The sequence below is a fragment of the Holophagales bacterium genome, from assembly GCA_016719485.1.
Classification (GTDB): Bacteria; Acidobacteriota; Thermoanaerobaculia; order UBA5066; family UBA5066; genus UBA5066.
The window spans coordinates 83377-104847 of sequence record JADJZB010000004.1 but is presented as its reverse complement, the minus strand read 5'-3'; the positions used below and the strand labels follow the sequence as shown (position 1 = coordinate 104847).

General features: G+C 70.7%; 16 protein-coding genes and 1 pseudogene. 16 read left to right on the top strand and 1 reads right to left on the bottom strand.

Going from position 1 to position 21471, the window contains the following annotated elements; all coding sequences use genetic code 11:
- Positions 1 to 4 precede the first annotated feature (4 nt).
- Positions 5 to 760, bottom strand: coding sequence for a TetR/AcrR family transcriptional regulator (locus IPN03_03435; protein MBK9372792.1), 756 nt, complete (start codon positions 758 to 760; stop codon positions 5 to 7).
- Positions 761 to 1015: 255 nt separating this feature from the next.
- On the opposite strand from IPN03_03435, the gene moaA reads away from it, so the two are divergent.
- The 16 genes and pseudogenes from moaA to IPN03_03355 all read left to right on the top strand — a co-directional run bounded on the left by moaA (position 1016) and on the right by IPN03_03355 (position 21443).
- Positions 1016 to 2023 carry a GTP 3',8-cyclase MoaA gene (moaA, locus tag IPN03_03430; GenBank protein MBK9372791.1) on the top strand — a complete coding sequence of 336 codons (1008 nt, stop codon included), beginning with the start codon at positions 1016 to 1018 and terminating at the stop codon, positions 2021 to 2023.
- Entirely contained in the window at positions 2020 to 3387 is a 1368-nt protein-coding gene (locus IPN03_03425; GenBank protein ID MBK9372790.1) for a PAS domain-containing protein, read from the top strand. Before moaA ends, IPN03_03425 begins: the two co-directional genes overlap by 4 nt.
- On the top strand, positions 3384 to 4757 hold the full coding sequence (locus IPN03_03420) for a sigma-54-dependent Fis family transcriptional regulator (protein ID MBK9372789.1): 1374 nt from the start codon (positions 3384 to 3386) through the stop codon (positions 4755 to 4757). Before IPN03_03425 ends, IPN03_03420 begins: the two co-directional genes overlap by 4 nt.
- Positions 4758 to 4928: 171 nt before the next feature.
- Positions 4929 to 5864, top strand: coding sequence for a cytochrome c (locus IPN03_03415; GenBank protein MBK9372788.1), 936 nt, complete (start codon positions 4929 to 4931; stop codon positions 5862 to 5864).
- Entirely contained in the window at positions 5861 to 9475 is a 3615-nt protein-coding gene (locus tag IPN03_03410; GenBank protein MBK9372787.1) for a nitrate reductase subunit alpha, read from the top strand. Before IPN03_03415 ends, IPN03_03410 begins: the two co-directional genes overlap by 4 nt.
- Positions 9476 to 9485: 10 nt before the next feature.
- Positions 9486 to 11019 (top strand): annotated as a pseudogene (gene narH, locus IPN03_03405) (nitrate reductase subunit beta).
- A gap of 156 nt (positions 11020 to 11175) precedes the next feature.
- Positions 11176 to 11622, top strand: coding sequence for a nitrate reductase molybdenum cofactor assembly chaperone (gene narJ / locus IPN03_03400; protein MBK9372786.1), 447 nt, complete (start codon positions 11176 to 11178; stop codon positions 11620 to 11622).
- A complete protein-coding gene (gene narI / locus IPN03_03395; protein ID MBK9372785.1) occupies positions 11615 to 12298 on the top strand; it encodes a respiratory nitrate reductase subunit gamma in 684 nt (227 codons plus the stop codon). Before narJ ends, narI begins: the two co-directional genes overlap by 8 nt.
- 25 nt (positions 12299 to 12323) lie before the next feature.
- Complete coding sequence (locus tag IPN03_03390) at positions 12324 to 13892, top strand: NarK/NasA family nitrate transporter (GenBank protein MBK9372784.1); 1569 nt, start codon at positions 12324 to 12326, stop codon at positions 13890 to 13892.
- Positions 13889 to 14923: a tellurite resistance/C4-dicarboxylate transporter family protein gene (locus IPN03_03385; GenBank protein MBK9372783.1), complete on the top strand. Its 1035-nt coding sequence runs from the start codon at positions 13889 to 13891 to the stop codon at positions 14921 to 14923. Before IPN03_03390 ends, IPN03_03385 begins: the two co-directional genes overlap by 4 nt.
- Positions 14910 to 15518 (top strand): cytochrome c3 family protein, encoded by a 609-nt coding sequence (locus IPN03_03380; GenBank protein MBK9372782.1) that lies wholly within the window; start codon positions 14910 to 14912, stop codon positions 15516 to 15518. The genes IPN03_03385 and IPN03_03380 overlap by 14 nt, the downstream gene beginning before the upstream one ends.
- Before the next feature lie 35 nt (positions 15519 to 15553).
- Complete coding sequence (locus IPN03_03375; GenBank protein MBK9372781.1) at positions 15554 to 18523, top strand: 4Fe-4S dicluster domain-containing protein; 2970 nt, start codon at positions 15554 to 15556, stop codon at positions 18521 to 18523.
- Complete coding sequence (gene nrfD, locus IPN03_03370; GenBank protein MBK9372780.1) at positions 18520 to 19887, top strand: polysulfide reductase NrfD; 1368 nt, start codon at positions 18520 to 18522, stop codon at positions 19885 to 19887. Before IPN03_03375 ends, nrfD begins: the two co-directional genes overlap by 4 nt.
- Positions 19874 to 20446, top strand: coding sequence for a DUF3341 domain-containing protein (locus IPN03_03365; GenBank protein ID MBK9372779.1), 573 nt, complete (start codon positions 19874 to 19876; stop codon positions 20444 to 20446). Before nrfD ends, IPN03_03365 begins: the two co-directional genes overlap by 14 nt.
- A gap of 98 nt (positions 20447 to 20544) precedes the next feature.
- A complete protein-coding gene (locus tag IPN03_03360) occupies positions 20545 to 21036 on the top strand; it encodes a cytochrome c (protein ID MBK9372778.1) in 492 nt (163 codons plus the stop codon).
- On the top strand, positions 21033 to 21443 hold the full coding sequence (locus IPN03_03355) for a hypothetical protein (protein ID MBK9372777.1): 411 nt from the start codon (positions 21033 to 21035) through the stop codon (positions 21441 to 21443). The genes IPN03_03360 and IPN03_03355 overlap by 4 nt, the downstream gene beginning before the upstream one ends.
- The last annotated feature ends 28 nt before the right edge of the window (positions 21444 to 21471 follow it).

Here is a 21471-nt window from a genome sequence, read left to right as displayed (position 1 = left end):
CTCCTCAGGACTGGCGGGAAGCCGGGGCCGTGCGCCGCCGGCCCGCAGCTCGGGGGCGGGTTGCGGTGCGGCTCTCTATTCCGGCCGTCGAACCCGTAGGAACAGCGAGAAGGCCGCGCAGCAGAAGGTCGGCGAGCGGGCCGGCGACGTCACTGCCGAGGTCAGCCGACGGCCGCACGGCATCCAGCGCCGCGAGCCTTTTCATGATCGGCCGGCTCGCCGACAGGAACAACACGCTGCCGGCGACGGCGAGGTGGGTGATGGTCGGGTTCGCGACACGGAAGCTGCCCTCGGCGTGCCCTTCCTCCAGCACCTGCCGGACGATGCGAAGAATGCTGCCGATGCGCCGAAGGACCGAGTCGGGCAGGTTGCTGCCACCACCGGCAAACTCCCGCAGGATGAGGGTGGGGAGGTGCGGGTGCTCCCGGGCCACCCGGGCCACGGTCGAGACGAAGGCGCGGAACCGCTCCTCGGGCGAGCCCAGCTTCGCGAGCGCGGTGTCCAGGGCCTCCCTGGCGCAGTCCAGGGTCTCGGAGAGGACGGCCTCGTAGAGGCAGGCTTTGTCGCCGACGTGGTAGTAGACCATCGCCTTGTTGACCCCGGCTCTCTCGGCGATGGTGTCGACCCGGGCTCCGGCGAAGCCTTCCTCAGCGAAGACAGCTGCTGCCGCGTGAAGGACCTTCCGACACGAGTCGCTCGTCTCGGGGCCGCAAAAGGAGGCCATCGCCGGGACTCGAGCCGTGGTCATGTTCTCTTTCATCCGGGCTCCTTCGTTCCTCTGCTAACCAGTGTGTCTAACCAACTAGTTAGTTATAGGTCGTCGCGAGCCAGCTGTCAATGACTTTTCGGGACAGATCGCCGCGAGGGACGCTTTCCCCGTTCCTGCCGAGGGATGACGGCGATCATGAAAGGCCGGGGTGCAGGTGCGTAATATGCCGCCATGGAAAGCGGCGGCGCTCCGCCCTCTCGATCGACGGGCTGTGCGCGTCCGGGCGAAAGCCGGGCCGAGCGGCTCGTGCCGTTCGAGCCGGCCGGCCTGACCGATCCGATCGGCCGCCGGATCACCTACCTCAGGCTCTCGATACTCGAGAGCTGCAACCTCCGCTGCACGTACTGCAGGCCCGGAGAGGACGCGGGGGTCGCCGCGCTGCCGCCTGCGATGGAGGTCGGGGAGATCGTCCGCCTGGCAACGCTCTTCGTATCGCTCGGCGTGAGGAAGGTCCGGCTCACCGGGGGCGAACCTACCCTCCACGCCGGGCTCGTCGCGATCGTCCACGCGCTCGCGGCGCTCGAGCCCCGGCCACCGCTCCTGGCGCTCACGACGAACGGAGTCCTGCTGCCGCGTCTGGCCAGGCCCCTCGCCGAGGCGGGCCTCTCGCAGGTGAACGTGAGCCTCGACGCCACTACCCGCGAGTCGTTCCGCGCGATGACCGGGAGGGACCGGCTCGACGCCGTCAGGTCCGGGATCGACGCGGCCCTGGCGGCCGGGTTCTCTCGCGTCAAGATCAACGCGGTGATCCTGGCCGGCCAGAACGAAGACCAGGTCGTTCCCCTGGCTCTCCTCGCGCGAGATCTGCCCGTCGACGTCCGCTTCATCGAGTACATGCCGATGCCCGGAGTCTCGGCGCGCCCCGAGAAACACCTCTCGGCGGCCGAGATCGAACGCCGGCTCGCCGAGCAGTTCACGCTGGAGGAAACCCCGAAGGAGATCGACGCAGGACCGGCGCGCATGGTCTCGGTTCGAGGCTTCCAGGGGCGGATCGGTCTCATCTCTCCGTTCTCCGTGAAGTTCTGCAGCGACTGCAACCGGCTTCGCGTCACGGCCCGGGGAGCGCTCCGTCTCTGCCTCCTCGGCGGCGGCGAGGCGGACCTCCTCGGCCCGATTCGCCGGGGGCTCTCGGACGAGGAGCTCGCGAGAATCGTCCGCGAAGCCCTGCGCGGCAAGGCCGAGCGGCATCCGTTCGAGAGTGCGAGCGAGGCCGTTCTCCCGTGCGCGACGCCCATGTGGGCGGTGGGCGGATGAACGCTTCCACCGGCGCCGGCCCGCAGATCGCTCCGCCCTCCTCCTCGTGGGTGCGGGACCTCCTGGGATCCGCTGGCGCGGCGGCTGCGACCGTGCTCCTCCTCTTCCTCGTGTTCGAGGGGCTCGAGCAGTCGTTCGTTCGGAGCGAAGCCTCACGGCGGCTTCTGCACTACGCGCGGGGTATCTCCGCCGGCCTCGTGACGGCGTCGGTCGTGGGGCTCCTGGGCTATCGCCAGCACAAGGCGAGGGCCCGGCTCCTGCGTGAGGAGGCAGCGCGGCGCGCGACGGAAGCTCGCGACATCCGGGCGCTCCTCGGTTTCATCGTGGACGCCACGCCCTCCGCTCTCGTCGTCCTCGATCCGGCCTACCGCGTCGTGCGAGCCAACCGCGCCGCCGAGGCCGTACACGGGCCGGGCCTGGCGGGGCGCCTCTGCCACGACGCCCTGGCCGCGTGCGCGACGAGGTGCGACGAGTGCCCCGCGGCCGCGACGTTCGCCGACGGCACGGCGAAGGCCTGCGCGCGTCCGCACACCGACCCGCGGACCGGCGAGGTCCTGGCGGTGGAGAGCCACCCGCTCGACCTGCCCGACGGTCGCCGGCACGTCCTCCTCGTCGAGCGGATCGTCACCGAGCAGAAGAAGCTCCAGGCGCGCCTCGTTCACCAGGAGAAGATGGCGGCGTTCGGGCTCCTGGCCGCCGGGGTCGCGCACGACCTCGGCAACCCGCTCGCGTCGATCGAGGCGCAGCTTCAGCTCCTGGACGGGACCCGCCTCGACGACGAGCCGGCCGCCGTCATGGCGACGGTCCGGCAGGAGGTGGGCCGCCTGGGCCGGATCCTCCGGGAGCTCGTCGACTTCGCCCGGCGCCGCCGCGACGAGGCGACGCTCGTCTCGGTGCAGGCCGTGACGGAGGACGCGCTGCGCCTCCTGAGGCACGACCGCCGGGCCCGGAACGTGACGGTCGAGACGAGCTTCGACCCCGAGACGCCGCCTGTGAAGATGGTGGAAGACCACCTGATGCAGGTCGTGCTGAACCTCCTCCTGAACGCGGTCGACGCCATGCCCGACGGCGGAACGCTTCGGCTCGAGGTGACGCCGTCGGGCGGCGACGTGGCGCTCCGCGTCCACGACACGGGCTCCGGCATGGACCGGACGGTCCTCGGGCGGTGTTTCGAGCCGCTCTTCACCACGAAGGGATCCGGTCAGGGGACGGGCCTGGGCCTCAGCATCTCTCGCGACATCCTTCAGGAGTCCGGAGGCCACATCGAGCTGCACAGCACGTTGGGGCACGGCACCACGGCCGTCGTGTCGCTGCCCGCGGCAGTCGTGGAGCGGGCCACGGCCGACACCGGACGAGCCGCGTGAACGAGCCCACGGGACGCCTCCTGATCGTGGAGGACGAGCGGGCCCAGCGCGACGCCCTCGTGCAGTACCTCTCGCGCCGGGGGCATCACGTCGTCGGGGTCGCGACGGGGGAGGAGGCCCTCGAGCGCCTGGCGGTCGAGAGCTTCGGCCTCCTCGTCACCGACCTTCGTCTTCCCGGCGTGGACGGGCTCACCGTGGTCCGGCGGGCCCGGGAGCTGGACGAGGAGATGGGCGTCCTGCTGACGACGGCCTTCGCGTCCGTCGAGTCGGCCGTCGAGGCGCTCCGGCTCGGCGCGCACGACTACCTCCTGAAGCCGCTCATCCTCGAGGAGGTGGCGCGCAAGGTGGCGAACCTCCTGGCCCACGGAGAGCTCGTGCGGGAGAACGGGCGCCTGCGCCGGATGCTGAACGAGCGGGACTCGGAGACCGAGATCGTCGCCGTGTCGGCCGCGATGCAGGAGGTCCTGGGCTGGGTCCGCCGCGCCGCCGGCTCGCGGGCGACGGTCCTCGTGAGCGGGGAGACCGGTACCGGCAAGGAGGTCGTCTCGCGGTCGATCCACCAGCTCGGCGCCGGGCGCGACGAGCCGTTCCTCGCCGTCAATCTCGCGGCTCTGCCGGACACGCTGGTCGAGAGCGAGCTCTTCGGGCACGAGCGCGGAGCTTTCACCGGGGCCGAACGCCGGCGGGAGGGGCTCCTGCGGGCCGCGGGACGCGGAACGGTCTTCCTCGACGAGATCGGCGAGCTGTCCCTGGCGGCGCAGGCCAAGCTCCTGCGCGCGCTCGAGGCGCGGGAAGTGCAGCCGCTCGGGAGCGACCGCACCGCGCCGTTCGAAGCCCGCCTCATCGTCGCGACCCATCGCCGCCTCGCGGACCTCGTCGAGACGCACGAGTTCCGGGAAGACCTCTACTACCGCCTCGCCGTGCTCGAGATTCACGTCCCGCCGCTCCGGGAAAGGCGCGAGGACGTGCCGGGACTCGTTCAGCGGCTGCTCCAGCGCAACGCGCAACGGAGCGGCATCCCCGTCCCGATCGTGACGGCCGGCGCGATGCGGGCGCTTTGCCAGTACCTCTGGCGGGGGAACGTGCGCGAGCTCGCGAACGTGCTCGACCGCGCCCTGATCCTCGCCGACGACGGCCGAATCGACGTCGAGCAGATTCCGTCCGACGTCCGGAGCGCCGGGGGGCCGGACCTCGACCTGACGCAGGCGATCGATCGGTTCGAGCGGGGCTACATCGCGATGGCGCTGCGCCTGTCGGGAGGGAACCGCGAGAAGGCCGCCGAGGACCTCGGCATCTCGCCGGCGACGCTCTACCGCCGGCTCGAGCGGTTCGGGCTCAAGGGGGGCGAGACGGGCCGGAACCGCTCCTGAGCCGGAGGCGCGGCTCTCAATCCTGACGAGCCGGGAACCGGCTTTCTCTCAGAAGTGAGAGGCCCGGAGACGGCCGGTGCCGTTCCGAGCTGGTTTCCGCGGTGGTACGCCCCTTGCCCTTCCTTCGACGTCGACGCGGCGCTCAAGCCGGCTCACGAGGAAGGGAAACGAGTGCGACCAGCTCTCCTCTGGATCCTGCCCCCTCTTCTCCTCTCCGCCCCCCTGTCGGCCCAGGCCCCGACCTCGGCTGCGGCGCCCGCCGCGCCGTCGACCGTCCCCGCCGCGACCACCGCGACGGCTGCGGCGCCCGCGGCACCACCTCAGGCGCAGGAGCAGTCTCCGGCCGAGGACCTCTTCGCCAGGAAGTGCGGCTCGTGCCACACCGTGGGCAAGGGGGTCCGCGTCGGGCCCGACCTGAAGGACGTCGCCAAGCGGCGGAGCCGGGCCTGGCTCGAGCTCTTCGTGAAGACGCCGAGCGCCCTCCTCGACAGCGACCCCGACGCGCGGAACCTGCTCGCCGAGTTCAAGGGCGTCAGGATGCCCGACCTCGGCCTCTCCGACGCGGAGTCCCGGATGCTCGTGGACCTCGTGATCCGCTGCTCGACGGAGCCGTGCAACCTCGCGGGCCGGTTCGTCGCCGCGACGACCGCCACGCCGCGCGACAGGGCGGTCGGCCGCGAGCTCTTCCTGGGGCTCGCCCCGATGAAGGCCGGGGGCGCTCCGTGCGTCTCGTGTCACACGGTGAGGGGGTCGAAGGGCCTTCTCGGCGGGGGACGCCTCGCGAAGGACCTCACGAACGTCTTCGCGCGCCTGGGAGACGAGGGTCTCGACACCGCCCTCAAGAGCCCCGCGTTCCCGCTCATGAACAAGGTCTACGCGGTCCATCCGCTCGAGGCGAGCGAGGCCTTCGCGCTCCGGGCGTTCCTCTACGAGGCGAACCTGGGCGGGGAGCCGGCCCGGGACGACTCGTGGAGCGTGTCCCTGGCGGGCGGTATCGGGTCGCTCGCCGTCCTCGTCGCCCTGAACGTCGCCTGGGGACGCCGGCTCCGCGGCGTGCGGCAGCCCCTCACGCGGCGTCGCGAGAACGGGAAGGAGCATCTCTCGTGAAGTGGATCAAGGACCTCGTCAGCCCGAAGACCCGTTCCTGGGAGGAGTTCTACCGGAACCGCTGGCAGCACGACAAGGTCGTGCGCTCCACGCACGGGGTGAACTGCACGGGCGGCTGCTCGTGGAACATCTACGTCAAGGAAGGGATCGTCACCTGGGAGATGCAGGCCCTCGACTATCCCCTCCTCGACCGCTCGCTCCCTCCGTACGAGCCGCGGGGCTGCCAGCGCGGGATCTCCTACTCCTGGTACCTCTACTCGCCCATCCGGGTGAAGTACCCCTACGTCCGCGGCGCGCTCCTCGACCTCTGGGCCGAGGCGAAGAAGAAGCACCAGGATCCGGTCGACGCGTGGGCATCCCTCCAGTCCGACCCGGAAAAGCGGAGCCGCTACCAGCGGGCGCGCGGCAAGGGGGGCTTCCGGCGCGCCGGGCTCGACGAGTGCATGGAGATCATCGCGGCGGCGAACGTCTACACCGCGAAGAAGTACGGTCCCGACCGCGTCGTCGGCTTCTCCCCGATCCCCGCGATGTCCCAGCTCTCCTACGCGGCGGGGTCCCGCTTCCTCCAGCTCTTCGGCGGCGTGAACCTCTCCTTCTACGACTGGTACTGCGACCTGCCCCCGGCCTCGCCCGAGATCTGGGGCGAGCAGACCGACGTGGCCGAGAGCGCGGACTGGTTCAACTCCAAGATGATCGCCGTCATGGGGTCCAACCCGAACATGACGCGGACCCCGGACTGCCATTTCCTCCCCGAGGCGCGCCACAACGGGACGAAGCTCGTGGTCCTGTCGCCCGACTTCTCGCAGGTCTCCAAGTACGCCGACCAGTGGATCCCGCTCCACGCGGGGCAGGACGGCGCGTTCTGGATGGCCGTGAGCCACGTCATCCTGAAGGAGTTCCACGCCGACCGCCCGACCCCGGCGTTCCAGTCGTACCTGAAGCAGTACAGCGACTGTCCGTTCCTCGTGGAGCTGACGCCGACGGCCCGGGGCTACCGGGCGGGGCGGCTCGTCCACGCCGGCCAGGTCGCGGAGTACTCCGCCGAGGAGAACGGGGAGTGGAAGTTCCTCGTCCTCGACACGAAGACCGGCCTTCCGAAGATGCCGGGCGGAGCGGTCGGGCACCGCTGGGGCGAGGCCGACGGGAAGTGGAACCTGAAGCTGGAGGACGCCAGGACGGGTGAGCCGATCGACCCGGCGCTCTCGCTCCTCGACCGGAAAGGCGAGGTCCTCCAGGTCGAGTTCGAGCAGTACGAGTCCGAGAACGTCGTCCTTCGCGGCGTCCCGTCCGTCACGCTCGCGACGAAGGACGGAAAGAAGGTCCGGGTCGCGACGATCTTCGACCTCCTGATGGCCCGGTACGGGGTCAGCCGCGGGCTGGCGGGCGAATACCCCCGGGACTACGACGACGCCGACCTCACGTACACGCCCGCCTGGCAGGAGAAGCTGACCGGGATCGACCGGAAGACCGTCGTCAGCTTCGCGCGCGAGTGGGCGAGCACGGCGGAGCGAACGGGCGGGAAGTGCTCGATCATCATCGGGGCCGGGATCAACCACTGGTACCACAACAACCTGATGTACCGGGCGGGTATCGTGGCGCTGATCCTGACCGGCTGCGTCGGAAAGAACGGCGGCGGCCTGAACCACTACGTGGGGCAGGAGAAGCTGGCGCCGGTCGCGCCGTGGTCCTACATCGCCTTCGCGCGGGACTGGGCGAGCCCGCCCCGCCTTCAGAACGCACCCTCGTGGCACTACATGCACTGCGACCAGTGGCGCTACGAGGCGGAGTTCACCGAGTACCAGCCGGTCCCCGACGAGCCGTCCCCGACCACCATCGCCAAGGGCCACACCGCCGACCTCCAGGTGAAGGCCGTGAAGAACGGCTGGCTCCCGTTCTTTCCGCAGTGGAACGAGAGCTCGATCGAGGTGGTGAAGAAGGCGCGCGCCCAGGGGGCCAAAACGGAGGCCGAGGTCGTCGCGCACACCGTCGACCGCCTGAAGAAGGGCGACCTGAAGTTCGCCGTCGAGGACCCGGACGCCCCGGAGAACTGGCCGCGCGTCTGGTTCATCTGGCGCGGCAACGCGCTGATGGCGAGCGCGAAGGGGCACGAGTACTTCCTCAAGCACTACCTCGGCACGCACACGAACCTCATCGCCACCGAGAAGGCCGAGGGGAAGGTGGACGACGTGACGTGGCGCGACGCGCCCGAGGGGAAGCTCGACCTCGTCGTCGACATCAACTTCCGGATGGACACCTCGGCGCTCTACTCCGACATCGTCCTGCCGGCCGCGACCTGGTACGAGAAGGCCGACCTCAACTCCACCGACATGCACTCGTTCATCCACCCGCTCTCGGCGGCGGTGCCGCCGGCGTGGGAGTCGCGCTCGGACTGGGACATGTTCCGCGCCATCGCGGGCCGGACGTCCGAGCTCTCGATCCGGCATTTCCCGGAGCCGGTCGAGGACCTCGTGATGACCTCGCTCCAGCACGACACGAACGCCGAGATCTCGCAGCTCGACGTGAAGGACTGGGCGAAGGGGGAGTGCGAGCCGGTCCCCGGCAGGACGATGTCGCCGATGAAGATCGTCACCCGGGACTACCGGAGGCTCCACCAGCGCTTCGTCGCGCTCGGCCCGGCCATGAGGGACGGCATCGGCGCCCACGGCGTGAAGCTGAACGTGGCCGACCAGTTCGACGAGCTGGTGAAAACGCGGGTCACCGAGACGGTGGACGGCCGGGTCCTGCCGTCGATCCGGGAAGCGGAGCAGGCGGCGGACGCGATCCTCCACCTGGCCCCCGAGACGAACGGCGAGATCGCCTGGGACGGCTACAGGTACCTCGAGAAGAGGACGGGCCTGAAGCTGGTCGACCTCGCCGAAGGGGCGCGGGCGGCGCGGACGACGTACAAGGAGCTGCAGGCGCAGCCGCGCCGCATCCTGAACAGCCCGTGCTGGTCCGGGCTCGTCGAGAACGGGCGCGCCTACTCGGCCTTCACGACGCAGGTCGAGAAGCTCCTGCCGTGGCGGACGCTCACCGGACGGCAGCACCTCTACCTCGACCACCAGGGGTACCTGGACTTCGGCGAGAACCTGCCCGTCTACAAGCCGGTGCCGCGCCCGGCCGAGTACGGCGACCTGAGGGAGAGCATCGACGACGGGCTCCTCCTGAACTACCTGACGCCGCACGGCAAGTGGCACATCCACTCGACCTACTCCGAGAACCACCGGATGCTGACGCTGTCGCGCGGCATCGAGCCGCTCTGGGTGAGCGACCGGGACGCCGAGAAGATCGGGATCGTCGACAACGACTGGGTCGAGATCCACAACGACCACGGCGTGGTCTGCACGCGGGCGGTGGTCTCCGCCCGCATTCCGGCCGGCATCTGCATCCAGTACCACGCGCCCGAGCGGACGATCGGGGTGCCGAAGTCGCCGCTGCGCGGCGGACGCCGGGCGGGGGGGCACAACAGCCTGACGCGCATCCGGCTGAAGCCCGTCCTCATGGTGGGCGGCTACGGGCAGTTCACCTACCACTTCAACTACTGGGGCCCCACGGGTGTGAACCGCGACACCTCGGTCCGAGTCCGGAAGCTGTCCAAGGTCGAGCTGTAGGAGCAGGACGATGGATGTACGCGCACAGGTCTCGATGGTCTTCCACCTCGACAAGTGCATCGGCTGCCACACCTGCTCGATCGCCTGCAAGAACATCTGGACGGACCGCAAGGGCGCCGAGTACATGTGGTGGAACAACGTCGAGACGAAGCCGGGGACGGGCTACCCGACGGCCTGGGAGGACCAGGAGAAGTACAAGGGGGGCTGGGAGAAGGACGGGGACGAGCTGAAGGTGCGCGCCGTCGGGAAGGTGCGGGGCGCCATGACGGTGTTCCACAACCCGAATCTCCCCACGATCGACGACTATTACGAGCCCTTCACCTACACCTACAAGGACCTCTTCGACGCGAAGGAGGGTGCGGACCAGCCGATCGCCAGGCCGATCTCGATGATTACGGGCAAGGAGATGGAGATCGAGGCCGGGCCGAACTGGGACGACGACCTCGGGGGCTCGCCGGTCTACGCGGTGAACGACCCGAACCTGGCCCACGTCTCGGCCGAGGAGCGCAGCGTGCTCTTCGAGCTGCAGAAGCTCGTCTTCTTCTATCTCCCGAGGATCTGCAACCACTGCGTCAACCCGACCTGTGTGGCGGCCTGCCCGTCGGGCGCGCTCTACAAGCGGGGCGAGGACGGGATCGTCCTCCTCAGCCAGGAGCGCTGCCGCGCCTGGCGGTTCTGCGTCACCGCGTGCCCGTACAAGAAGGTCTACTTCAACTGGGGCACGGGCAAGAGCGAGAAGTGCATCCTCTGCTACCCGCGCCTCGAGACCGGGCAGGCGCCCGCGTGCTTCCACTCGTGCGTCGGGCGGATCCGCTACTTCGGGATCGTCCTCTACGACGCCGAGAAGATCGAGGAGACGCTGGCGGCCGACGAGAAGGACCTCGTCACGGCGCAGCGCAAGATGATCCTCGACCCGAAGGACCCGGAGGTGATCGCGGCCGCGAAGCGGGCCGGCATCACCGACGACGTGATCGCCTCGGCTCAGAAGTCGCCCGTCTACAAGTGGGTCGTCGAGTGGGGACTGGCGCTGCCGCTTCACGCCGAGCACCGGACGCTCCCCATGCTGTTCTACGTCCCGCCGCTCCTCCCCGTGATGGCCGCGAACGGCGAGCAGGGCTACGACACGACGATCGCCGGCGGCTCGGGGGACGAGAAGGGTCCCCGGGACACGACGGTCGGGTTCCTCGGCGCGATCGACAAGTACCGCCTGCCGCTCCAGTACATGGCGAGCCTCTTCGGCGCCGGGAACGAGGGCGTCGTGCGGTACGCGCTCCGCAAACAGCTCGCGGTGAGGACCTACCGCCGCGCGGTGACCGTGGGCGACGTCGACGCTCGAGGACGCCACGAGGCTCCTCGCCGAGGCGGACACCACGGTGGAAGAGGCCGAGGCGATCTACTACCTGACGTCGATCGCCCCGGCGGACGACCGGTTCGTGATCCCGCCGATGCACCGCGAGCAGGCGATCGAGATGCTCGACGAGCCGCTCGCGGTGAAAGGCTTCGCGGGGATGGGCTTCCGCAAGAAGCCGGAGAGAGGCTCGTGAGGCTCGCCGAGGTCGACCCGGCCCTCGTCTCCTGCGCGCTCGGGCAGGTCGCGGCCGCGCTCGACTACCCGAACGGCTCGTCCGCGCGCGGCGCCCTCGAGGGGGCCGGGCTGGCGGAGGACGTCGCGCCGGAGATGTCCGCGGCGCTCCTCGAGGCTGTCGGGCTGGCTGTCGTCGGCGGCGCCGGGCGGGGCCGAGGAGCGCTACTCGGGGCTCTTCGACCTGTCGCCGGTCTGCACGCTCCACCTCGGGTATCACCTCTTCGGCGAGTCGTACCAGCGGGGCGCCCTCCTCTCGGGGCTCGTGGCCGAGATGCGGAAGGCGGGCGTGGCGCTCGGCGACGGCGAGCTGTCCGACTACCTGCCGGCCGTCCTCAGGCTCCTGGCCGCGCTGCCGCCAGATGAGGACCGGGAGACGCTCGTCGACGCGCTCCTCCTCCCGGGGCTCACGCGCATGACGGAGGCCCTGAAGGACACCGACAGCCCGTGGGCCGACGTCCTGCGGGCGCTGCCCTCCTTCCTCGCGCCGCTCGGCGGCGGCGAACCGCTTCCCCCGCCCGAGAGGGTCGACGACGTCGACCTGGAGGCTGACGCCCTTGCTTAACGTCCTGCTCTTCGCCGCGCTCCCTTACGTCTCGGTCGTCCTCTTCCTGCTGGTGTCGATCCAGAGGTACCGGCGGGACCCGTTCACGTTCAGCAGCCTCTCGTCGCAGTTCCTCGAGACGAAGGAGCTCTTCTGGGGGTCGGTCCCGTTCCATTTCGGGATACTGACGCTCTTCTTCGGCCACCTCGTGGGGTTCCTCTTCCCTCGAGGGATGACGCTCTGGAACGGCGTGCCGATCCGGCTCTTCCTCCTCGAGTCCACGGCGCTCGCGGCCGCGCTCCTGACGCTCTTCGGCCTCGGGGCGCTCATCGTGCGGCGCGCGGCGGCGCCCCGCCTGCGGGTGGTGACGTCGGCGGCCGACATCCTCGTCTACGTCCTCCTCCTGTTCGAGATCGGCACCGGTCTCTGGGTCGCGATCACGTTGCGGTGGGGGAGCGCGTGGTACACGCAGACCGTCGTCCCGTACCTCTGGTCCCTCGTCCGGTTCCAGCCCGAGATCCAGCTGATGGTCGACCTGAAGCTCCCGGCGCAGATACACGTCGTGGGCGCCTGGGTCCTCCTGGGGGTCTTCAGCTTCACGCGGCTCGTCCACGCCCTGGTCGCCCCCGTGCCGTACCTCTGGCGCCCGAACCAGCTCGTGGTCTGGAACCGGCCGCGGGGCGCCGCGAAGCGCTGAGAGCGCCGGGGCCGAAGAGAGACGGATGAGCGGGCGCGCGAAGGCCTGGACGGTTCTGACGATGAACACGCTGGCGTTCACCGTCTGCTTCGCCGTCTGGATGATGAACGGCGTCCTCGTCACGTTCCTCGTCGACAACAAGGCCTTCGCCTTCGACAAGGCGGAGATGGGATGGCTGATCGGGCTCCCCGTCCTGACGGGGTCCCTCCTGCGGCTCCCCGCCGGAATCCTGACCGACCGCTTCGGGGGGCGCGTCGTCTTCACGGCCGTGCTGCTCGTCTCGGCCGTGGCCGCGTTCCTCACGAGCTTCGCGAACGGCTTCTGGAGCTTCGCCGCCGGCGGTCTCGGCTTCGGCATCGCGGGGAGCTCCTTCGCGGTCGGCGTCGCGTACACGGCCACGTGGTTCCCGAAGGAGCAGCAGGGGACGGCGCTCGGCATCTTCGGGATGGGGAACGTCGGCGCCGCCCTGACGAGCATGACGGCTCCGTTCGTGCTGCAGGCCTTGACGGGGAAGGGGGCGCACGTGGAGAGCTGGCGGGCGCTCCCCCGGATCTTCGCCGCGGCCCTCCTCGTGACGGCCGTCGTCTTCTGGCTCTTCACGTACACCCGCGAGGGCCTGCCGTCGGCCTCGAAGAGCCTCGCCCAGCGGCTCGAGCCGCTGAAGGTGATGCGGGTGTGGCGTTTCGGGCTCTACTACCTCCTCGTCTTCGGCGGGTTCGTCGCGCTCGCGCAGTGGCTGATCCCCTACTACGTGAACGCCTATTCGGTCTCGGTGTCGGCGGCCGGCGTCCTCGCCGCGGCCTTCAGCCTCCCGTCGGGCCTCTTCCGCGCCGTCGGCGGCTGGCTCTCGGACCGCTACGGGGCCCGGCGGGTCATGTACTGGGTGCTCGGCGGCTGCTGTACCTGCTGCGTCCTGCTCGCCGTGCCGCGCATGGACGTCTTCGCGCCCGGCGAGGGGATCATGGCCGTGTCGGCCGGTCGCGTGGACGAGGTCACCCCTCGAGGCATCGTCGTGGCCGGCAGGACGTACCCGCTCGCGGTGCGTCCGGATCGGACCGTCGACGACCGCGACGTCATGGTCTGGCCGGCCTGGAACTCCTGGCACGAGCCGGCGGTGAAGCCCGGGGAGGCCGTCGTCAGGAAGCAGCTCCTGGCCCGCGGCGTCACGCACGTCTACTTCCAGGCCAACCGGAACATCTTCACCGGGCTGGCTCTCCTGCTCGCGATGTTCATGGGGATCGGGATGGCCGCCGTCTACAAGTACATCCCGACCTACTTCCCGGCGGACGTCGGCGTCGTGGGGGGGCTGGTGGGGGTGATCGGCGGCCTGGGGGGCTTCGTCTTCCCGATCGTCTTCGGCACCCTCGTGGGGGCCTCGGGCATCTGGACGACCTGCTGGATCCTCCTCTTCGGCCTGTCGGTCACGTGCCTCGTTTGGATGCACCGGGTCGTGACGGGGATGATGTCCGACAGCCTCCCGCGGTTCTCGCGCGAGATGGAGCAGCCCGCCATCGCGAAAGAGGTCGAGCAGCTCGCCCGGGAGATGGAAGGCCTGGCGAAGCGGCTGCGCCGGCGGGAGCCGGGGGACGCATGACCAGCCTGGAGCGGCTCCACCCGGCCTACTTCGGCATGGTGATGGCCACCGGCATCGTGTCGGTGGCGTGCAAGCTGCTGGGCCTCGGCCTCCTGGCGGACGTCCTTCTCGCGGTCAACGTCGTGACCTACGTCGTCCTCTGGGCACTCACGGTCGCGCGGGTCGCGCGCTATCCGAGACGCGTCCTCGAGGACCTCGTCGACCACCAGCGCGGGGTGGGCTTCTTCACGATGGTCGCGGGGTCGAGCGTCCTCGGCGTCCAGTGCGTCCTCGTGCGCGAGGAGCTCACGGGGGCCGTCGCGCTGCTCCTCCTGGCGGTCGTCCTCTGGGTCGTGCTGACGTACGGGGTCTTCGCCGCCTACACCGTGAAGGACGTGAAGCCGACCCTGGCGGACGGGATCAGCGGCGGCTGGCTCGTGGCCGTCGTGGCCACGGAGTCGATCTCGAACCTGGGAGGGCTCGTGGCGAGCCGCCTCCCCGGGCCGCACGACACCCTCCTCTTCTTCAGCCTCGTCTTCTGGCTCTGCGGCGGAATGCTCTACATCTGGATGATCTCGCTCATCTTCTACCGGTACACGTTCTTCCGCTTCGCGCCGTCCGACCTGATGCCCCCCTACTGGGTCAACATGGGAGCGATGGCGATCTCCGCGCTCGCGGGGACGACCCTGATCGCCAACGTGCCCCGGTCGGCCCTCCTCGGGCAGATGCGGCCCTTCCTACTCGGCTTCACCGCGCTGTTCTGGGCGACCGCCACGTGGTGGATCCCGATGCTCGTGATCCTCGCCGTCTGGAGGCACGTCTACCGGAGGTTCGAGATGACCTACGACCCGCTCTACTGGGGAGCGGTCTTCCCGCTCGGCATGTACAGCGTGAGCACGCTCCGGCTGGCTCAGGTCCTGGAGCTGCCCTTCCTCCTCTTCCTGCCGCGCGTCTTCCTGTTCGTGGCGCTCGTCGCCTGGAGCGCGACGTTCGTCGGGCTCCTGAGGCACCTCTCCCGCTCCGGAAGGACGAGCGCCCATGCGGCCGCCTAGCGCTCCCGGGCGAGCGGCGCGGCGCGCGCTGGCGGCGGGGCTCCTCGTTCTCGTCCTCGCCGCGTGCGAGCCGACGAACCGCGGCTACTCCCCGAACCAGCCCGTCGTCTACTCCCACGCGGTCCACGCCGGCGCCCTGAAGATCCCCTGCCAGTACTGCCACTACGGGGCCGAGCGTGGCCGCAACGCGGGGATCCCGCCCGCGGCGATCTGCATGAACTGCCACGCACAGGTGCAGAAGGACCACCCGGAGGTGGTCAAGGTGAAGAAGGCGCTCTCCGAGGGGCGGGCGATCGAGTGGGTCCGCGTCCACCGCCTTCCGGATTTCGTCTTCTTCGACCACTCGATCCACGTGACGAAGGGCGTCGCCTGCCAGACCTGCCACGGAGCGGTGGAGACGATGGGCCGGGTGACCCAGGAGAGCGCCCTCACCATGGGCTGGTGCCTCGACTGCCATCGTCGCAGCTGGCCGAAAGCCGCCGAGAGGGCGGCGGTCGCGGCGCTCAACGTGCCCCGGGAGGAGGCCTTTCCGCCCGGAACCGCGCCGATGACCCGGGCCAACCGGTTGACCGACTGCGCGGTCTGCCATCACTGAGATGGCGGATGCGCTGATCAGGGGAAGGCGTTCCGATGAGCCGACGAAGGAAGCACCCGACCCCGTGGATCGAGCCTCTTGGCCCGCTCTCCGAGGTCCCGTCTCCCGAGAGGGACGAGCGGGACGAGCCGCCCCTTCCGCCCGCGAGCCGGCGGGAGTTCCTCAGGGGGCTCGGCATCGGCGCGGCGGTGACGCTGACGGCCTGCCAGCGCTCCCCGGTGCGCCACGCGCTGCCGTACCTCGTGCCGCCGGACGAGATCACGCCGGGCGTCCCGGTTCACTACGCCTCGACCTGCACGGCGTGCCCGGCCGCGTGCGGTCTCATGGTGTCGGCCCTCGACGGGCGTCCCGTGAAGCTCGAGGGGCACCCCGATCACCCGCTCTCGAAGGGGGGCCTCTGCGCGATCGGGCAGGCCGACGTGCGCGCCCTGTACGACGCGGGACGCCTGCAGGGACCGACCCTCGGGGGCAGGCCGGTCACCTTCGCCGAGCTGGACGCCCACGTTCTCGCGAGGCTCGGGGAGGTGCGCGAGGCGGGGAAGAAGGTCTTCGTCCTCGCACCCACGCTGTCGGGACCGACGGCCCGGGAGACCGTCGCGCGGTTCCTCGCCCCGTATGGCGGGACCCTCGTCGAGCACGACCCGGGCCCGGCCTCCTCCTCGGCGCTGCTCGAGGCCCACGGGCTCCTGACCGGCCGCCCGCTCGCTCCGGCGCTGGACCTCGCTCAGGCCGACCTCGTCGTCTCCCTGGGAGGAGATCCGCTGGCCACCGGCCCGGAGCCCGTCGCGCACACGCAGGCGTGGGCGGCCCGGCGGCGGGAGAGCGGACGCCGAGGAGCCCCCCGCCTCGTGCAGATCGAGGGCTCGCTCTCGCTGACCGGCGCGGCCGCGGACGAGAGGTGGAGCTCCACGGCGGCCGAGCGGCGCGCTCTCGCCCTCTTCATTGCGGCCGGAGTGGCCCGGAAGACCGGCGCAGGCGACGTCGCGGCCGCACTGGGCTCCGTCCCGGACCCACCCACGCCGGCACGGGCTGCCGCGCTGGTCGCCGAGCTGGTGGCCTGCTGCGGGCGCTCCCTCGTCGTCAGCGCCTCCGACGATCTCTCCGAGCAGCTCGCCGTGGCGATCACGAACCGGCTTCTCGGGAACGAAGGGAAGACGCTCGACGTCGTCCGGCCGTCGCTCGTCCGGCGGGGGCTCGACCGGGACCTCGCGGCGTTCCTCGGGGACGTCGAGTCGGCGGCCGCCGGCGCCGTGTTCGTCCTCGACCTCGACCCGGTGGACGAGCTCCCGGGGGGCGAGGCTCTCGCGACGGCGCTCGCCGGCCTCCCGCTGTCGGTGGCGATCACCGACCGACCGACCGCCACCGCGGCGGCCTGCGGCGCGGTCGCGGCCGCCCACCACGCCCTGGAGCGGTGGGGCGACTTCGAGCCGCGCGCGGGCCTCGTGACCTTCGCGCAGCCCACGCTGCGCCCGCTCTACGGGACGCGGCACCCGATGGAGAGCATCCTGCGCTGGTCGGGCGAGGAGAGTCCGGACTACCGGGAGCGGATGAGAGCGGGCTGGGAGACGCGCGCCGGAGCGGGGGCCGCGTTCTCCGGCCTCTTCACCCGCGCCCTCCAGAACGGCAGGTCCGAGGAGCTCTCGGCCGCCTTGCCGCCGCTCCCGCCCCAGGTGCCAGATTCCGAGGGGCTGGCGCGCAGCGTGACGGCGCTTGCCGCGGCCGTCGCGGCCGCCTCGGCCGTCGCGACGAAGACGGAGGTCCCCGCGCTCGAGGTGGAGCTCGTGGCGCAGGTCGGCCTCGGCGCCGGGCGGAGCGCGCACGTGCCGTGGCTCCGCGAGCTGCCCGACCCGCTCACACGCGTCTCCTGGACCGGTTGCGTGCGCCTCGCTCCGTCGCGTGCCGAGGCGCTCGGCGTGGCGGACGGCGACCACGTGAGGGTGGAGGTGGCGGGACGCTCGGTCACGCTCCCGGCGCGGATCCTCCCCGGGCAGGACCCGAGGGTCCTGGGCGTCCCGGTCGGCTTCGGCCGCAAGGACGGCGACGGCGGGGTCGCCGGGCGGAACGGCTATCGCCTCGCGCGGCTCGAGGGGCGCCTCCGAACGCAGGGGCTCGCCGCGACGGCAACGAAGGCCGCCGGGCACGAAGACCTGCCGCTCATGCAGCCTCACGGGACGACGGAGGGGCGGCCGATCGTCTATCAGCTCTCCCGGTTCGACGAGGCGATCGAGAGCGACGAGCACCACAAGGCCGAGAGCCTCTGGCCCGGCCGGCCGCCCACCGTTCCGAAGTGGGAGATGGTGATCGACCTCGACGCCTGCACCGGGTGCAGCGGGTGCGTCGTCGCGTGCCAGGCCGAGAACAACCTGCCGGTCGTCGGCCCGGACGAGATGCGCCGGCACCGGGACATGTACTGGCTGCGGATCGACCGTTACTTCGTGGGAGACGCCGAGAGCCCGGACGTCCTCTTCGAGCCGATGCTCTGCTCGCAGTGCGAGAACGCGCCCTGCGAGACCGTCTGCCCGGTGGCGGCCACAGTCCACAGCGAGGACGGGCTGAACCAGCAGGTCTACAACCGGTGCGTCGGGACCCGCTACTGCGCGAACAACTGCCCGTACAAGGTGCGGCGCTTCAACTGGTTCGATTACCCCGCCGCCGCGCCGGTGGAGAAGCTCGTCCTGAACCCGAACGTCGTCGTGCGCTCGCGGGGCGTGATGGAGAAGTGCACGTTCTGCGTGCAGCGGATCCAGGCGACCCGGATCGCGGCCCGGCGGGACGGCCACGAGGACTGGCGCGGTCTCGGCGGGAAGACGGCCTGCCAGGAGAGCTGCCCCGCGAAGGCGATCACGTTCGGGGACGCCACCGACCCGCGCGGCGAGGTGGCGGCGATGAAGAAGAGCCCCCGCGCCTTCCAGGTGCTGGCGGAGCTCGGCGTGCGGCCCGCCGTCACCTACCTGGCGAAGGTGAGGACGAAAGAGGGCGCGGCGGCGGGGAAGGAGACCGCATGAGCGCCGGCGCCGAGCGCGTCGAGGAGCTCATCCTCGGCAACCCCACCTTCTCGCAGGTGACGAACGAGATCGCGAGCCCGATGGAGCGCCGTCCGGGACCCGCCTGGTGGGGCGCCTTCCTGACGGCGGCCTCGGTCCTCACGCTGGGGGTGGTCCTGATCGGCTACACCATGTCGAGAGGCATCGGGGTCTGGGGTCTCAACCGGACCGTGGGCTGGGGCTACGACATCACCAACTTCGTCTTCTGGGTCGGGATCGGGCACGCCGGGACCCTCATCTCCGCGATCCTCCTCCTCTTCCGGCAGCGCTGGCGCACCTCGATCGCCCGCGCGGCCGAGGGGATGACGATCTTCGCGGTCCTCTGCGCGGCGATCTTCCCGCTCATCCACATGGGCCGTCCCTGGCTCGCCTTCTGGGTCTTCCCGTACCCCAACACGCGCGGGCCGATCTCGGTGAACTTCCGCTCGCCGCTCCTCTGGGACGTCTTCGCGATCTCGACGTACTTCACCGTCTCGCTCCTCTTCTGGTACGTCGGCCTCATCCCCGACCTCGCGACGATGCGGGACCGGAGCACCGGCTGGAGGCGCCGGATCTACGCCTTCCTGGCCCTCGGCTGGGACGGGGGGACGCGGACCTGGCAGCGCTACGAGAAGGCCTGCGTCCTCCTCGCAGGGCTCGCCACGCCGCTCGTCGTGTCGGTCCACACGATCGTCTCCTTCGACTTCGCCACGAGCGTCATCCCGGGCTGGCACACCACGATCTTCCCGCCGTACTTCGTCGCGGGCGCCGTCTTCAGCGGCTTCGCGATGGTGATCACGCTCCTCCTCGTCACGCGGAAGGTGCTCGGCCTCGAGCGCTACATCACGGCGAGCCACTTCGAGAAGATGGCCAGGGTGCTCCTGACGACCGGGATGATCGTCGGTTTCGCCTATGCCACGGAGCTGTGCATCGCCCTCTACAGCGGCAACCGCTACGAGCGCTTCACCTTCGAGAACCGGGCGTTCGGCCCCTACGCGTGGGCCTACTGGACGATGGTCGCCTGCAACGTCCTCGTGCCCCAGGTCTTCTGGTGGGCGCGCGCCCGGCGCTCGGCGCTCGTCCTCTTCGTCGCCGCGTGCCTCGTGAACGTCGGGATGTGGTTCGAGCGGTTCAACATCATCGTGACGTCGCTCCACCGCGACTACCTCCCCTCCTCGTGGAGCTACTACACGCCGACGCTCGTCGAGATGGGGATCCTCCTCGGGAGCTTCGGGCTCTTCTTCACCTGCTTCCTCCTCTTCGTGCGCTTCGCGCCGGTCGTGGCGTTTCACGAGGTGAAGCTGACGCTCGCAGAGCAACGGGAGACCCCCCATGCCGTCCGCTGACAGCGCCGTCGCCTCGCCTATGGGCTCCCGCAGGCGAATCCACACGCTGGCCTTTGACGACCCCTCGCGGGCCCTCGCCGCCGTCCGGGCGCTGCGGGCCGACGGGTTCGAGGTGGACGACGTCCACACGCCGTACGCGGTGCACGGGATGGACGAGGCGCTCGGGCTGCCCGAGACGCGGCTGGGGCTGGCGACGCTCGCCGGAGGGCTCCTCGGTGCGGGCGTGGCCTTCGGCTTCCAGTTCTGGACGCACGCGGTCGACTGGCCGCTCGTCATCGGCGGGAAGTCGCCGCTCGCGCTGCCGGCCCAGGTCCCGGTCAGCTTCGAGCTGACGATCCTGTTCGCCGCGTTCGCGACGGTGGGGACGTTCCTGGCGCGGCGCCGGCTCTTCCCGCGGATCGCCGTGACGCCGCCGTCGCAGCCGGGTCCGGGCGTCACCGACGACAGGTTCGTCGTCCTCGTCGTCGAGCGCGACGCCGGCTTCCGCCCGGCGCGTCTCCGCGAGCTGGCTCGGGAGCTGGGGCCGGTCGAGACCGTCGAGGGCTGGAGGGTGATGTGACCCGCTCGAAGAGCCGCGGCGCGCCCGCGCCGATCCTGGCCGTCCTGGCCGCCGTCGGCAGCCTGGCCGGCTGCTCCGCCGAGGGGGATCGGCCCGGGATGACGTTCCTTCCTGAGATGGTCGATTCGGGCGTGGTCCACGCGTACGACCGGAACCCGATGAGAGAGAGCGTCCCGTCTCTCTTCCTCCCGCCCGCGGGGACCGTGCCCGTCGAGCGGCTCCCGTTCGAGTACGGCCCGGGCCCCGAGGAGGCGCGGCGGGCGGGAGTGGAGCTGCGCAACCCGTTCGTCGCGGGGCCGGAGTCGCTGGCGCGCGGCAAGCAGGTCTACGACACGGTCTGCACCGTCTGTCACGGTCCGAAGGGCGAGGGGGACGGTCCGATCATCGGCCGGTTCCCGAACCCGCCGAGCCTCCTGGCGCCGCACGCGCAGGGGCTCCCGGACGGGCAGATCGTCCACGTCATCACCCGGGGCCAGGGGATCATGCCGTCCCACGCCGCCCAGGTCCTCCTCGAGGACCGTTGGAAGGCGGTGCTGTACGTGCGGCAGCTCCAGGGGGTCCCGGCGGTCCCGCCGGAGGTGGCGCCATGACCGAACGGACCCTCTCCCGGCTGCTCCGGACCCGGCCGCTCGAGGCGGGCGCCCTCGGCGTCGTCGCCGCCGGGCTCCTCGTGGCCGGAGCGGTCCTGGATCCGCGGCAGGCGTTCGCGGGCCTCCTGACCGCCGCGCTTTTCGGGCTGATGCTCGCTCTCGGAGCGGCGGTCTTCGCCGCGATCCAGGGCGTCTCCGGGGCCCGGTGGTGGGCCCCGGTCTACGGGGGTGACGGCCTCGGTCGCCGGGACCTTTCGCGGTCCCCGCGGCTCTCCTCGGTCTCACGCTTCTCTTCGGGATCCCCGCGCTCTACGCATGGGCGCAGCCCGAGGCGGCGTCGAACCACCTCCTCGCGGCCAAGGCCGTCTGGCTCAACCGCCCCCTCTTCCTCGCGAGGGCCCTCCTGATCCTGCTCGTCTGGGCCGGGGTCATCGG

Coding starts and splice junctions, on each gene's coding strand:
- IPN03_03375 (MBK9372781.1), top strand. CDS start 15,554: ATGAGCCGACGAAGGAAGCACCCGACCCCGTGGATCGAGCCTCTTGGC.
- nrfD (MBK9372780.1), top strand. CDS start 18,520: ATGAGCGCCGGCGCCGAGCGCGTCGAGGAGCTCATCCTCGGCAACCCC.
- IPN03_03380 (MBK9372782.1), top strand. CDS start 14,910: ATGCGGCCGCCTAGCGCTCCCGGGCGAGCGGCGCGGCGCGCGCTGGCG.
- IPN03_03360 (MBK9372778.1), top strand. CDS start 20,545: ATGACGTTCCTTCCTGAGATGGTCGATTCGGGCGTGGTCCACGCGTAC.
- IPN03_03385 (MBK9372783.1), top strand. CDS start 13,889: ATGACCAGCCTGGAGCGGCTCCACCCGGCCTACTTCGGCATGGTGATG.
- IPN03_03435 (MBK9372792.1), bottom strand. CDS start 760: ATGAAAGAGAACATGACCACGGCTCGAGTCCCGGCGATGGCCTCCTTT.
- IPN03_03355 (MBK9372777.1), top strand. CDS start 21,033: ATGACCGAACGGACCCTCTCCCGGCTGCTCCGGACCCGGCCGCTCGAG.
- IPN03_03365 (MBK9372779.1), top strand. CDS start 19,874: ATGCCGTCCGCTGACAGCGCCGTCGCCTCGCCTATGGGCTCCCGCAGG.
- IPN03_03390 (MBK9372784.1), top strand. CDS start 12,324: ATGAGCGGGCGCGCGAAGGCCTGGACGGTTCTGACGATGAACACGCTG.
- IPN03_03425 (MBK9372790.1), top strand. CDS start 2,020: ATGAACGCTTCCACCGGCGCCGGCCCGCAGATCGCTCCGCCCTCCTCC.